General features: G+C 61.7%; 11 protein-coding genes. 5 read left to right on the plus strand and 6 right to left on the minus strand.

Going from position 1 to position 12548, the window contains the following annotated elements; all coding sequences use genetic code 11:
- Window positions 1–73: 73 nt before the first annotated feature.
- Entirely contained in the window at window positions 74–1576 is a 1503-nt protein-coding gene (gene nhaB / locus KVQ74_RS17610; protein WP_217832449.1) for a sodium/proton antiporter NhaB, read from the plus strand.
- A 60-nt stretch (window positions 1577–1636) separates the two neighbouring features.
- On the opposite strand, the gene KVQ74_RS17615 is transcribed toward nhaB, so the two are convergent.
- The 3 genes from KVQ74_RS17615 to gnd are packed head-to-tail and all read right to left on the minus strand — an operon-like array spanning window position 1637 to window position 4955.
- The gene (locus KVQ74_RS17615) at window positions 1637–2458 is read right to left on the minus strand and encodes an HAD family hydrolase (protein WP_217832450.1); all 822 of its coding nucleotides are present in this window, start codon (window positions 2456–2458) and stop codon (window positions 1637–1639) included.
- The gene (gene zwf, locus KVQ74_RS17620) at window positions 2455–3978 is read right to left on the minus strand and encodes a glucose-6-phosphate dehydrogenase (RefSeq protein ID WP_217832451.1); all 1524 of its coding nucleotides are present in this window, start codon (window positions 3976–3978) and stop codon (window positions 2455–2457) included. Before zwf ends, KVQ74_RS17615 begins: the two co-directional genes overlap by 4 nt.
- Window positions 3975–4955, minus strand: a complete 981-nt coding sequence (gene gnd / locus KVQ74_RS17625) for a phosphogluconate dehydrogenase (NAD(+)-dependent, decarboxylating) (RefSeq protein WP_217832452.1) — start codon at window positions 4953–4955, stop codon at window positions 3975–3977. The genes zwf and gnd overlap by 4 nt, the downstream gene beginning before the upstream one ends.
- 273 nt (window positions 4956–5228) lie before the next feature.
- Here gnd and KVQ74_RS17630 point away from each other — a divergent pair, with 273 nt between their 5' ends.
- The 4 genes from KVQ74_RS17630 (at window position 5229) to KVQ74_RS17645 (ending at window position 10118) form a co-directional block, all read left to right on the plus strand.
- Window positions 5229–5411 carry a DUF6026 family protein gene (locus KVQ74_RS17630; protein WP_217832453.1) on the plus strand — a complete coding sequence of 61 codons (183 nt, stop codon included), beginning with the start codon at window positions 5229–5231 and terminating at the stop codon, window positions 5409–5411.
- Between the two features lie 207 nt (window positions 5412–5618).
- A complete protein-coding gene (locus tag KVQ74_RS17635; protein ID WP_217832454.1) occupies window positions 5619–7367 on the plus strand; it encodes a phosphoethanolamine transferase CptA in 1749 nt (582 codons plus the stop codon).
- A gap of 147 nt (window positions 7368–7514) precedes the next feature.
- On the plus strand, window positions 7515–9743 hold the full coding sequence (locus tag KVQ74_RS17640; protein WP_217832455.1) for a TonB-dependent siderophore receptor: 2229 nt from the start codon (window positions 7515–7517) through the stop codon (window positions 9741–9743).
- Between the two features lie 165 nt (window positions 9744–9908).
- Entirely contained in the window at window positions 9909–10118 is a 210-nt protein-coding gene (locus tag KVQ74_RS17645; protein ID WP_217832456.1) for a hypothetical protein, read from the plus strand.
- A gap of 81 nt (window positions 10119–10199) precedes the next feature.
- Here the strand turns inward: KVQ74_RS17645 and KVQ74_RS17650 are convergent, their stop codons facing one another.
- From KVQ74_RS17650 to zapE, 3 genes are all read right to left on the minus strand, one after another.
- A complete protein-coding gene (locus tag KVQ74_RS17650; protein ID WP_217832457.1) occupies window positions 10200–10697 on the minus strand; it encodes a GNAT family N-acetyltransferase in 498 nt (165 codons plus the stop codon).
- Window positions 10698–10813: 116 nt separating this feature from the next.
- Complete coding sequence (locus KVQ74_RS17655; RefSeq protein ID WP_217832458.1) at window positions 10814–11395, minus strand: DinB family protein; 582 nt, start codon at window positions 11393–11395, stop codon at window positions 10814–10816.
- A gap of 17 nt (window positions 11396–11412) precedes the next feature.
- Window positions 11413–12531: a cell division protein ZapE gene (zapE, locus tag KVQ74_RS17660; RefSeq protein WP_217832459.1), complete on the minus strand. Its 1119-nt coding sequence runs from the start codon at window positions 12529–12531 to the stop codon at window positions 11413–11415.
- Window positions 12532–12548: the final 17 nt, after the last annotated feature.

A 12548-nucleotide genomic window follows, 5' to 3' on the forward strand; every position in this document is an offset into this window, starting at 1 on the left:
GGAAACTTCCCACACTTGATCTTCACGAACGCTTACGGCAACTTGCGCGCTTCTTAAAAACAAGGAGCAGCCGATGTCCGGCTCAATGGCCCAGGCGTTCGCGCACAACTTTCTCGGGCACTCGCCCCGCTGGTACAAGGCGTGCATCGTCGGGTTTCTGATCCTCAATGCCCTGGTGTTCTTCACGGTCGGCCCGGTCGCCGCCGGCTGGCTGTTGGTGATCGAATTCATTTTCACCCTGGCCATGGCGCTCAAGTGTTATCCGCTGATGCCCGGCGGCTTGCTGTTGATCGAAGCGCTGTTGCTGAAAATGACCACGCCGCAGGCGCTGTACGAGGAGTTGCAGCACAACTTCCCGGTGATTCTGCTGCTGATGTTCATGGTCGCCGGCATTTACTTCATGAAGGATCTGCTGCTGTTTCTGTTCTCGCGGCTGTTGCTGGGTGTGCGCTCGAAAGCCGCGCTGGCGTTGATGTTCTGCTTTCTCTCAGCCTTTCTTTCGGCGTTTCTCGATGCCTTGACCGTTACCGCTGTGATCATCAGCGCTGCCGTCGGCTTCTATGCGGTTTACCACCGCGTGGCGTCCGGCAACGATCCGCGTCAGGACAGCGAGTTCAGCGACGATCAACACATGCCCGCGCTGCACCACGAAGACCTGGAGCAATTCCGCGCCTTTCTGCGCAGCCTGTTGATGCATGGCGCCGTCGGCACCGCGCTGGGTGGCGTCTGCACGCTGGTGGGCGAACCACAGAATCTGTTGATCGGCCATGAGATGGGCTGGCACTTCGCTGAGTTCTTCCAGAAAGTCGCGCCGGTTTCCCTGCCGGTGCTGGTGGCCGGCCTGGTGACCTGCGTGCTGCTGGAGAAACTGCGCTGGTTCGGCTATGGCACCTTGCTGCCGGAGAATGTCCGCGCGGTGCTGGCCAACTACGCCGCCGAAGACAACGCCGAACGCACTCCACGCCAACGCGCCGCGCTGTTGGTGCAAGGCCTGGCGGCGCTGATCCTGATTGCCGGACTGGCGTTTCACATTGCCGAAGTCGGCCTGATCGGTTTGATGGTCATCGTGCTGATCACCGCCTTCACCGGCATCACCGACGAGCATCGCCTGGGCAACGCGTTCAAGGACGCCATGCCGTTCACTTCGCTGCTGGTGGTGTTCTTCGCCGTGGTGGCGGTGATCCACGATCAACAGTTGTTCGCACCGCTGATCCATTGGGTGCTGACCCTGCCGGCCGATCAGCAACCGGGGATGTTGTACATCGCCAACGGCCTGCTGTCGGCGATCAGCGACAACGTGTTTGTCGCGACCATTTACATCACCGAAGTGAAGCAGGCGTTCCTCGCCGGCCACATGAGCCGCGAGCATTTCGAGACGCTGGCGATCGCGATCAACACCGGCACCAACCTGCCGAGCGTGGCAACGCCGAATGGGCAGGCCGCGTTCCTGTTTCTGCTGACCTCGGCGATCGCACCGCTGGTGCGTCTGTCCTATGGGCGGATGGTGTGGATGGCGTTGCCGTACACCGTGGTGATGGGTGTGCTGGGCTGGTATGCGGTGAGTTACTGGCTCTGAGCCTGCCGCCTGAACACGGTGGGAGTGGGCAACCCTACTCCCACACTGGCTTTTCGGGTGTCAGCGCGCAAGGATGTATTTTTCGATGGCCTGCGCCGCGCCGTCCTCGGTATTCGCCCCGGTCACTACGTCAGCCTGACGCTTCACCGCGTCTTCTGCCTGACCCATGGCAATCGACAACCCGGCGCAATGGAACATCGCCGGATCATTGCCGCCGTCACCCATCGCAGCGGTCTGCTCCAGAGGCACGCCGAGGTATTCGGCGAGGGTCGCCAGCGCCGTGCCCTTGTTGGCCTCCACCGCCGTCACGTCGAGATAGACCGGTTGCGAGCGCGACACCTGCGCCAATCCCTCGACCTTTGGCAACAACTGCGCCTCCAGCTCGATCAGCAACTGTGTGTTGTTACTCGTGGCGACAATCTTGTCGATCCGCTCCAGATACGGCTCGAAGCTCTCCACCACTACCGGCGGATAACCGAGGCCCTGCTGCTCGCGCGGAACCATCGGCCCGTGGGGATCCTTGAGCAACCAGTCACCACCGCTGAACACCCAGATTTCGACTTCCGCCTGATCGGCGAACAGCGCCAGCGCGGTCAACGCCGCCGTGGCCGGCAGGTAATGGGCGACCAGCAAACTGCCGTCCGGTTTGACGAGGGTGCCGCCATTGAACGCCGCTGTCGGCAGATCGACGCCCAGGGCTTCGATCTGTTGCAGCATGGCCTTGGGCGGCCTGCCGGTAGCGAGACTGAACAGCACACCAGCCTCACGCAGGGAGCGAACGGCCTCGATGGTGCGCTGGCTCAGGCTGTGATCGGGCAGCAGCAAAGTGCCGTCCATGTCACTCAGCAAAAAACGGATGGGCTGTTGCGTCGGCTTACTCATCCCAGGCCATGCCAGACGCGACCATCGCGAGTCAGCAGGTCGTCGGCCGCTTGCGGGCCGTTTTCACCAGCGGCATAGGTCTGCACACTGGCATCCTGTTGCCAGGCGTCGAGGAACGGTTGCACCGCGCGCCAGCCGTTCTCGATGTTGTCGGCGCGCTGGAACAGCGTCTGATCGCCGGTCAGGCAGTCGTAGATCAGGGTTTCGTAGCCGGTCGACGGCTGCATTTCGAAGAAGTCCTTGTAGGCAAAACCCAGCTCGATGTTGGCCATGTTCAGCGCCGGCCCCGGCCGTTTGGCCAGCAGGTCGAACCACATGCCTTCATTGGGCTGGATCTGGATACGCAGATAGGTCGGTTGCAATTCGTCGACTTCGGTGTCGCGGAACTGCGCGTAAGGCGCCGGTTTGAAGCAGATGACGATTTCGGTGTCGCGCACGCTCATGCGCTTGCCGGTGCGCAGGTAGAACGGCACGCCGACCCAGCGCCAGTTGTCGATCATCACCTTGAGCGCCACGTAGGTTTCCGTGGTGCTGTCGGGCGAGACGTTGGCTTCCTCGCGATAGCCGGCCAGCGGCTTGCCATCAAGCTCGCCGGCGCGATACTGGCCGCGTACCGAGTTCTGCCGCGCCTCTTCGGTGGTCCAGGGGCGAATCGCCCCGACTACCTTGGCCTTCTCGCCACGTACCGCGTCGGCGCCAAAAGCGGCCGGCGGCTCCATCGCGACCATCGCCAGCAACTGGAACAGGTGATTGGGCACCATGTCGCGCAATGCGCCGGTGTGTTCGTAGAAACTGCCACGGGTTTCCACGCCGACGGTTTCGGCGGCGGTGATCTGTACGTGGTCGATGTAATGGTTGTTCCAGAAGGCTTCGAACAGGCTGTTGGAGAACCGGCTGACCAGGATGTTCTGCACGGTTTCCTTGCCCAGGTAGTGATCGATCCGGTAGATCTGCTTTTCCGTCATCACCTTGAGCAGGCAGGCGTTCAACGCCTCGGCGGTTTCCAGATCGGAGCCGAACGGCTTTTCGATCACCACCCTTCTGAACGCATCGGGGGATTCTTCGAGCAGGCCGGCGGCGCCGAGGCGACGCACCACTTCGCTGAAGAAACGCGGCGCGGTGGCGAGATAGAACACCGCATTGCCCGTACCGCTGCCGGCGATTTTCGCCGCCAGCGCTGAATAAGTGCTGTCGTCCAGGAAATCGCCCTGGACGTAGCTGATGCCTTTGGCGAGCTTGGCCCACAAGGCCGGATCAAGAATCTGATCGCCCTTGCCGACCTTCGCCGCCACTTCGGTACGGATGAAATCTTCGAGTTTTTGGGCGAAGGCTTCATCCGTGATGGCGTTGTGGTCAACGCCGACGATCCGCAGGCCATCATCCAGCAGGCCGTCGCGACTCAGGTTGTACAGCGCCGGCATGAGCAGGCGCTTGACCAGATCACCGTGGGCGCCGAACAGAAACAGCGTGGTCGGCGGCGCGGGTTCTGCCTTGGATTTCCTGCGGATCGTATGGGTCATTTCTTCGCAGTCTCCACATGGCCGCCGAAGCCGAAGCGCTGGGCCGAGAGAATCTTGTCGCCGAAGGTGCCCTGACCACGGGAGCGGTAGCGCGAGAACAGCGAGTTGGACAGCACCGGCACCGGCACCGCTTGTTCCATGGCCGCTTCGATGGTCCATTGACCTTCGCCGCTGTCGGCAACCGAACCGGAGAAGCCGTCGAGTTTCGGGTCGCTGGCCAGCGCGTCGGCGGTCAGGTCGAGCAGCCAGGACGACACCACGCTGCCGCGACGCCAGACTTCGGCGATATCGGCGACGTTCAGGTCGAAACGCTGATCTTCCGGCAGACGCTCGCTGTTTTTGGTCTTGAGGATGTCGAAGCCCTCGGCGAAGGCCTGCATCATGCCGTACTCGATGCCGTTGTGAATCATCTTCACGAAATGCCCGGCACCGGCGGGGCCGGCGTGAATGTAGCCGTGCTCGGCGCGCGGGTCATCGGACTTGCGATCCTTGGTACGCGGGATGTCGCCCATGCCTGGCGCCAGCGTCTTGAATAGCGGGTCGAGACGGCTGACGGTCTCGGCATCGCCGCCGATCATCATGCAGTAGCCGCGCTCCAGGCCCCAGACGCCGCCGGAGGTGCCGACGTCGATGTAATGCAGGCCCTTCTCGGCCAGGGTCTTGGCCCGACGGATGTCGTCCTTATAGTTGGTGTTGCCGCCGTCGATGATGGTGTCGCCGGCTTCGAGCAGGTTGCTCAGGGTTTCGATGGTGTCTTCGGTCGGTGCGCCGGCTGGCAGCATGACCCAGACCGCGCGCGGCTTGGCGAGGCCGGCGACCAGGGCTGGAAGGTCGGCGACGCCGGTGGAGCCTTCGGCTGCCAGGGCGTCGACAAAAGCGGTATTGCGGTCGTAAACAACGGTGGTGTGACCGTTGAGCATCAGGCGCCGCGCAATATTGCCGCCCATGCGGCCCAGTCCAATAATCCCGAGTTGCATGTGCTGATGCTCCTTACTACAAATAAAAGTGTGTCAAAGGTTATAGCCCAACGCGACTAATGGAGGTTAGTCCAGAGCGTCGGGTTGAAGTTTCCGGGCATTGTGCCCGATCCAGACTGATAACGTCGGGAAACGTGCCGAAGACACAACGACCATGAAAAATAAAAAAGTTCCATTAGCGGACAAAAGAAATCAAAATCCGCGCCGATAGTAAGTCAGCGTCCCGAACCGGGGCTGACCTACAGTTGAGACACGCCATTTGCGAGGTGAGCAATGGGCACAGTACACACAGCAATGCCGCCACAAACCCTGTATGTCACGATCCGTCGCGATGAACTGCGTCAGTTGAAAGACGAACGCGATCAACTGAAGCAGGAACTGGCGCAACTGCGCCTGATGCTCCAGGGCGCCCAGCCGCAGCCCTTGCCGGTCGTACAGCGTTCTCCCCACGCCTGATCCCCGCCCGTTTCGGGAGCGGCCTCTGTCGTTCCCGACATGATTCACCCTGTGCGCGTTCGCGCAACTAACAAAGTTTTCACACTCCCTTGTTGATACTCCGCCGATTCTGGCCGTGCGTGTCCGCGCGGCCCCCGTTCGTCGGTTTTCATGCTCTCTTTTCACGAAGCGTCCGGCGGTGGTTGCAATGATTGGCTGGAGTGCTGAATGGCAATGTTCAAGCGCAGCAAAACGTCTGCGGCAGGTTTTGATTGGGCCGGTTTCATCTGGCTGTTCGTGTTTTTCTGGTACTTCTCCGGCATTACCCAACTGCTGATTCAACTGACCGGCACTTCAGGCTTCACCGGTTTCCGCCAGGCGTTCGTGATGAGCGCGGTGTGGCTGGCGCCGATGCTGCTGTTTCCCCAGCGTACCCGCCTGCTCGCCGCATTGATCGGCGTGGTGCTGTGGGTCTGCTCGATGGCCAGCCTGGGCTATTTCTTCATTTATCAGCAGGAGTTTTCCCAGAGCGTCATCTTCATCATGTTCGAGTCGAACATCTCTGAAGCCGGCGAGTACATGACTCAATACTTTGCCTGGTGGATGATCCCGGCATTCCTCGCGCACACCGCTTTTGCCTACTTCCTGTGGACCCGCCTGCGCCCGGTGTACATGCCCCGTGGCCGCGCTCTGGTCGCGGCGATGGCGATTCTGGTGGCGGTGGTCGGTTACCCGCTGATCAAGCAGACCCAGCGCACCGGCAGCTTCGCCGGCGGCCTGGAGAAATTCGAAACCCGCATCGAACCCGCTGTGCCATGGCAGATGGTCGTGGCCTATCGCCGCTACCTCGAAACCCTGGGCGAAATGCAAGGCATGCTCGACAGCGCCAGCAAGATCCCGCCGCTGCATAACCTCAAGGATGCCGGCGCCAATCAGCCCCAGACCCTGGTACTCGTGATCGGTGAATCGACCAACCGTCAGCGCATGAGCCTCTACGGCTACCCGCGCAAGACCACCCCGGAACTGGACAAGCTCAAGGATCAACTGGCGGTCTTCGACAATGTCATCACCCCGCGCCCTTACACCATCGAGGCGCTGCAGCAGGTGCTGACTTTCGCCGACGAAGAGAACCCGGATCTGTACCTGTCCACGCCATCGCTGGTCAGCATGATGAAACAGGCCGGCTACAAGACCTTCTGGATCACCAACCAGCAGACCATGACCAAGCGCAACACCATGCTCACCACGTTTTCCGAACAGGCGGACGAGCAGGTGTACCTGAACAACAACCGCAACCAGAACGCCGCCCAGTACGACGGCGACGTGATCGAGCCGTTCAACAAGGCCCTGGCCGACGCGGCGCCGCGCAAGCTGATCGTCGTGCATCTGCTCGGTACACACATGAGCTACCAGTACCGCTATCCGCCGAGCTTCGACAAGTTCCAGGATCGCAACGGCGTACCGCCCGGCGTGCGTGACGACCAGGTGCCGACCTACAACAGCTACGACAACGCGGTGCTGTACAACGACTTCGTGGTGTCCAGCCTGATCAAGGACTACGCCAAGTCCGATCCGAACGGCTTCCTGCTGTACCTCTCCGACCACGGCGAAGACGTGTTCGACTCGGCGGGCCATGGCACCCTCGGCCGCAACGAGAACAAGCCGACGGCGCCGATGTACACCATTCCGTTCATGGCCTGGGCGTCGCCGAAATGGCGTGAAACCCACGACTGGAATTTTGCCGGCGATCTGAGCCGCCCCTACAGCAGCTCGCACCTGATCCACACCTGGGCCGACCTGGCCGGCTTGAGTTTCGACGAGCTCGACCGCAGCAAAAGCCTGGTCAGCAAAGACTTCGTCGCCCGTCCGCTGATGATCGGCAACCCTTACGAACGTGAGCAGCGGCCATTGATCGACTTCAGCCTGATGAAGCCGAAAAAACCCGCCGGTGCCACGGCCGAAGTGGTCCAGCACTGATGCGCACAAGGGGCCTGCAACGGCCCCTTTTTTGTGTCCGTCACATTTCCAAATAACAATATTTCTCGTTTGTTACTAAATCGCACTCCCCTGTTTCGTCTTTGAACCAACGGATTTTTTCCCCTCGAAGACAAGGAGTCGGCTGCGATGTTCGCGCCCTTTACCCGTTCCATGACCCTCACGCTGGGCCTGTGCAGTGTTGCCCTGAGCCCGGATCTGCTGGCTGAAACCGACGCCGAAAATCAGCCGGAACCCGCCGCTCCGGCGCTGGAACTGGCCTCGACCAGCGTCACCGCCCAAGGCCTGGGCAGCACCACCGAAAACACCCAGTCCTACACCACCGGCGCCATGAGCACCGCGACACGTCTGAACCTGTCGATCAAGGAAACCCCGCAATCGGTGTCGGTAGTCACCCGTCAGCAAATGGATGATTTCAAACTCGGTACATTGACCGAGGCGATGAGCCAGACCACTGGCGTGGTGGTCCAGCACAACGACTCGGACCGGGTGAGCTATTCGTCTCGCGGCTACACCATCGACAACTTCCAGATCGATGGCATGTTGAACACCTTCGACCGCATGAAGTCCGACTCGGACACCATCATCTACGACCGTATCGAAGTGGTGCGCGGCGCCACCGGCCTGACCACTGGTGCCGGCGATCCGTCAGCCACCATCAACATGGTGCGCAAGCGACCCACGGCCCAGTGGCAGGCGCAGGCCGGGGTCAGCGGTGGCAGCTATGACGATTACTACAGCTACGTGGACGTGGGCGGCCCGCTGGCGTTCGACGGGCGTCTGCGCGGGCGCAGTGTGCTGGCGTATCGCGACAGTCAGTCATTCCGCGACAAATATGCGCTTCAACGGGAAGTCGGTTACGGGATTCTCGAGGCGGACCTGACCGAATCCACCGTGCTGGCGGTCGGCTACGACTATCAGGACAAACAGGTCCAGGGCTCGTCCTGGGGCACCGTGCCGTACTGGAACGCCGATGGCAGCAAGGCCGGCCTCGGACGCTCGACCAACATGGCGACGTCCTGGAGTTCCTGGCCGCTGCGGGATAAAACCGCGTTCGCCACCCTCGATCAGCAGCTGGCCGGCGGCTGGCATTTGAAGGCCGCATACACCCATCGCAAGAGCGATACCGACGGCAAGGTCTACTACGGCGGCGCCGGCTTCCCCGAGGCCAACCGCAGCGGCATGATCGCCTACACCAGCCACATGATCGGCGAACAGACCATGAAGGCTTATGACTTCAACCTTTCCGGTCCCTACTCGCTGTTTGGCCGCGAACACGAAATGATGGTCGGCTACGGCGAAGCCGAACGCCGTTCGGACTCGCCCTACACCGTCGACGGCCAGGTCCCCGCCGACTACGCCAACATCCGCGACTGGAAGTACATGGGCGACATCGGCAAATTCCCGGACACCGTGACCAGCCTCACCGGCAGCAAGGACAGCACCCGGCAAAAGGCCGGATACATCGCCACGCGCCTGAGTCTGACCGACGACCTGCATGCCGTGCTGGGCAGCCGTTACGGCAGCTGGAAGGCCTCCAGCACCTCCAACACCTACAACAGCAACCTGCAATTGAGTGCAGTAGACGCCAGCAGCCAGCAACACAACGACATGTGGACGCCGTACGCCGGTCTGCTCTACGACCTGACGCCGGAATACACCGCCTATGTCAGCTACACCGACATCTTCAAACCACAGAGCAATCGTGACGCCAGCCGCAACTACCTCGATCCGGTGGTCGGCAGCAACTACGAACTGGGGCTCAAGGGCAGCTTGCTCGACGAGCGCCTGAACCTGTCCACGGCGCTGTTCTGGAGCAAGCAGGACAACGTTGCCGAAGTCGACGACTCGGTGCCGCCGGATCCGGTGACCGGCGAGGAGTTCTACAAATCCGGTGGCAAGGGCAACAAGGTCAACGGTTTTGAAGCCGAAGTGTCCGGCGAGATCCTTGACGGCTGGAACATGACCGCCGGCTACACCTACACCCATTCGGCCAACGGCGAGAAACAACGCAACAACACCAATCAGCCGCTGAACATGTTCCGCCTCTCCACCGCCTATCGCCTGCCGGGCAACTGGCATGCCCTGACGGTGGGCGGCGCGCTGAACTGGCAGAGCGACATCTACCGCAGCGCCAACCGCCCGGTTGCCGGCGGCACCCAGCGCACGCGCATCAACCAGGAGGCCTACTCGGTGGTCAAGCTGATGTCGCGCTATGAGTTCGACCAGCATCTGTCGGCGTCGCTGAACGTCGATAACCTGTTCGACAAGAAGTATTACGACAACGTCGGCTTCTACAACGGCGTGTTCTGGGGCGATCCGCGCACCGTCACCCTGAGCCTCGACTGGAAGCTCTGACACCCGCGCAGCCACCTCCTGTGGCGGGAGAGCAATGCTCTCGTCACAGCTCTGCGGCCAATCATCGATAGCGCGTTAACCCTTGGTTAATGCCCTCGGCGGACACTGCGCCCCGAGGCCCTGATTCATGGACGAAAGGCTCCGACATTTCTAGTGGGAGGCACCATGAAAACCGCAACTGCATTGCTTGCAGGTCTGTTCACCCTGGCATCCGCCAGCGCCTTTGCCGAAGGCGGCGCCGAGCGCATGCGCCATTACTGGGAGAACTTCCCGGTACACCACGCCCAAAGCCAGCAACAGGCTCAGGCAAAGACTCAGGAACTGCGCGTTCCAGACGACCAGACCGCCCAGGTGACCGAGTCCTACCGACCCTGATCCCCCCGATACCGATGGACCTGCGACGACCCGCTCCGGCGTTGCAGATGACAGTTGGGCGCCCCCGCCGGGCGCCTTTTTTTATGCCTTGAGTTCCTTGATCCAGAACAACATGCGCCCGTGATCCGGGTTGAACATGCCCGCCGCGAAGCCGAACTTTGCGTAGGACGCCTGCGCCACGCTGTTGCCTTCGAGCACTTCCAGGGTGATCTTGCAGCAACCGCGCTGACGGGCAATGTCCTCGACCTTGCGCAGCATCTTCTGGCTCAGCCCCAGCCCACGAAACTTCGTCACCACCGACACGTCGTGGACGTTGACCAGCGGCTTGCAGGCGAACGTCGAGAAACCTTCGAAACAGTTCACCAGCCCGGCCGGCTCGCCGCCGACAAACGCCAGAACACTGAATGCATAAGGCCGTTTGGCCAACTCTTCAGGCAAGCGCTGCAACAGCTCGGGAGCAATCGACTGGCCGCCACCCATCGGGTCTTCGGCGTAATGATTGAGCACCACGCCAATGGCCTCGGCGTGCAGCGGATTGGTGTAACTGGCTTGAAGCACAAGAATTTCTGCGGAATCCATTTCCATCCCCGATGACAACGCCCCGGCGCGCAAAGTACGAACTGAAAGGCCCTGTGACCTTAACGCCAATGGTCTGCACCAGTCACTCAACAAATCTCAACATTGTGGATGACGGCTCAGTGCCCCCAGACCAACTCTTCGGTCCAGCCCAGTTGCGCGAAGTCCTCGGCTCGCAACCCGGCCTCTCCGGCGCAGAAAAACTCGTCCAGTTGCGGCGGCTGCACCGAAGTGCCGCTGAGCATGGCGTGGACTTGTCCGCGATGGTGAATCTGGTGCTCGAACAGATGCGACAACATGCGCAGACGACTGTCGTGCTGCGGGGTATCGCGGGCGATGGTGACGAGGCGCCCAAGATCGGCATCGCGCAATTGCTCGCAGTAAGCGATCAGGCGGCGGTCAACCTGAGCCTGCTCCTCGCGCAGTGGCAGGGCCTCGATGAACGGCTCATCGGCGTTGAAAAACACGTAGCAGTCGGGGTGCGGCTCATCACCGCGCAGCTCGCGCTCCAGCGCGTCGACGTAGAACCAGTCGCAGGTCAGGATGTGATTGAGGGTCAGGCGGATGCTCGGGAAGAAACTCACCCGGGGCGCCGCCAGGTCCATGGCGTCGAGCTGAGTCCAGGCCTTGGCCAGACGATGGTTGGCCCACGCATTCTGATAGGCCATGGTCAGCAGATGATGGGACAGCGGCTGAGTCATGGTGCGTCCTCCTTGCTTCAGGTTTCGGCAAAGCGTTGCAGCTGCATCTCCCGCAGGCGGCTGAGGGTGCGGCGGAACGGAAATTCCAGGTAGCCCTCGGTGTACAACGCGTCCATCGGCACCTGCGCCTCGATGAACAGCGGCACCTTGCGGTCGTAGCACTCGTCGACCAATGCAATGAAGCGCCGCACGCCATCATCGTGAACCGACAGTTGCGGCAGTTCACGATCACCCGCCACCACCCGCTCGGCGCCGTCTTCGGTGCCTCGGGCGATACGCCCTTCACGCTTGCGGGCGCTGAGGTTCGGCACCTCGCTCATCAGCATAGCCCGGTAGGTGTCGCACAGGGCGATGAAATCCATGGCGGCAAACGGTTGCTCGCAGAGGTCGGCATAACGGCACCAGAGCACCGATGCGCCGGCCCGCTGCACGTTCAGGGTGCGATGGCCGACCGGCACCGGTTCGACGCTGGCGGCTTGCCCGGCCGTCAATGCCGCGAACACCTGCTCCAAGGCACTGCCCTGCGCGGGGTTCGCCACGAAGTAGCGTTGCTCGATGGCCCCGGGATGCAGCCGATGGTCTTCGGCGCCGTTCACCGCCACCACCTGCATGTGCGCCTGTATCGCGGCGATGGCGGGCAGGAAGCGGTCACGGTTGAAGCCGTCGGCGTACAACTGCTCCGGCGGCAGGTTGGAGGTGCAGACCACCACCACGCCCTCCTCGAACATCACCTGAAACAGGCGCCCGAGGATGATCGCATCGCCGATGTCGTTGACGAACAACTCGTCGAAACACAGCACCCGCACTTCGGCCGCCAGCTCCCGGGCCAGCGCCCGCAGCGGATCGGCGATCCCGGTCAGTTGAAAGGAGCGCTGGTGAACCCAGCCCATGAAGTGATGAAAGTGCTGACGCCGGGCCGGCACGCGCAGGCTCTGATGGAACTGGTCCATCAGCCAGGTCTTGCCGCGCCCGACCGGCCCCCACAAATACACGCCGGGCACCGAACGGGCACCGGCGTGCAAGGCCTCGTGGCATTTTTGCAAGGCCCACACCGCGTGTTCCTGGGCTTCATCCTGGATGAAGCCCTTGTGGTCGACGGCGTATTGCCAGGCACTGAGGGGGGAGTCGAAAGTCATGCGCGGCAGTATGCCAC

Source organism: Pseudomonas botevensis, assembly GCF_019145475.1.
GTDB lineage: Bacteria > Pseudomonadota > Gammaproteobacteria > Pseudomonadales > Pseudomonadaceae > Aquipseudomonas > Aquipseudomonas botevensis.

What these genes read in the sequence shown, in the direction of transcription:
- KVQ74_RS17655 (WP_217832458.1), bottom strand. Translation starts at nt 11,395, where the DNA reads ATGACTCAGCCGCTGTCCCATCATCTGCTGACCATGGCCTATCAGAAT.
- KVQ74_RS17640 (WP_217832455.1), top strand. Translation starts at nt 7,515, where the DNA reads ATGTTCGCGCCCTTTACCCGTTCCATGACCCTCACGCTGGGCCTGTGC.
- KVQ74_RS17615 (WP_217832450.1), bottom strand. Translation starts at nt 2,458, where the DNA reads ATGAGTAAGCCGACGCAACAGCCCATCCGTTTTTTGCTGAGTGACATG.
- gnd (WP_217832452.1), bottom strand. Translation starts at nt 4,955, where the DNA reads ATGCAACTCGGGATTATTGGACTGGGCCGCATGGGCGGCAATATTGCG.
- KVQ74_RS17650 (WP_217832457.1), bottom strand. Translation starts at nt 10,697, where the DNA reads ATGGATTCCGCAGAAATTCTTGTGCTTCAAGCCAGTTACACCAATCCG.
- KVQ74_RS17630 (WP_217832453.1), top strand. Translation starts at nt 5,229, where the DNA reads ATGGGCACAGTACACACAGCAATGCCGCCACAAACCCTGTATGTCACG.
- zwf (WP_217832451.1), bottom strand. Translation starts at nt 3,978, where the DNA reads ATGACCCATACGATCCGCAGGAAATCCAAGGCAGAACCCGCGCCGCCG.
- zapE (WP_217832459.1), bottom strand. Translation starts at nt 12,531, where the DNA reads ATGACTTTCGACTCCCCCCTCAGTGCCTGGCAATACGCCGTCGACCAC.
- KVQ74_RS17635 (WP_217832454.1), top strand. Translation starts at nt 5,619, where the DNA reads ATGGCAATGTTCAAGCGCAGCAAAACGTCTGCGGCAGGTTTTGATTGG.
- nhaB (WP_217832449.1), top strand. Translation starts at nt 74, where the DNA reads ATGTCCGGCTCAATGGCCCAGGCGTTCGCGCACAACTTTCTCGGGCAC.
- KVQ74_RS17645 (WP_217832456.1), top strand. Translation starts at nt 9,909, where the DNA reads ATGAAAACCGCAACTGCATTGCTTGCAGGTCTGTTCACCCTGGCATCC.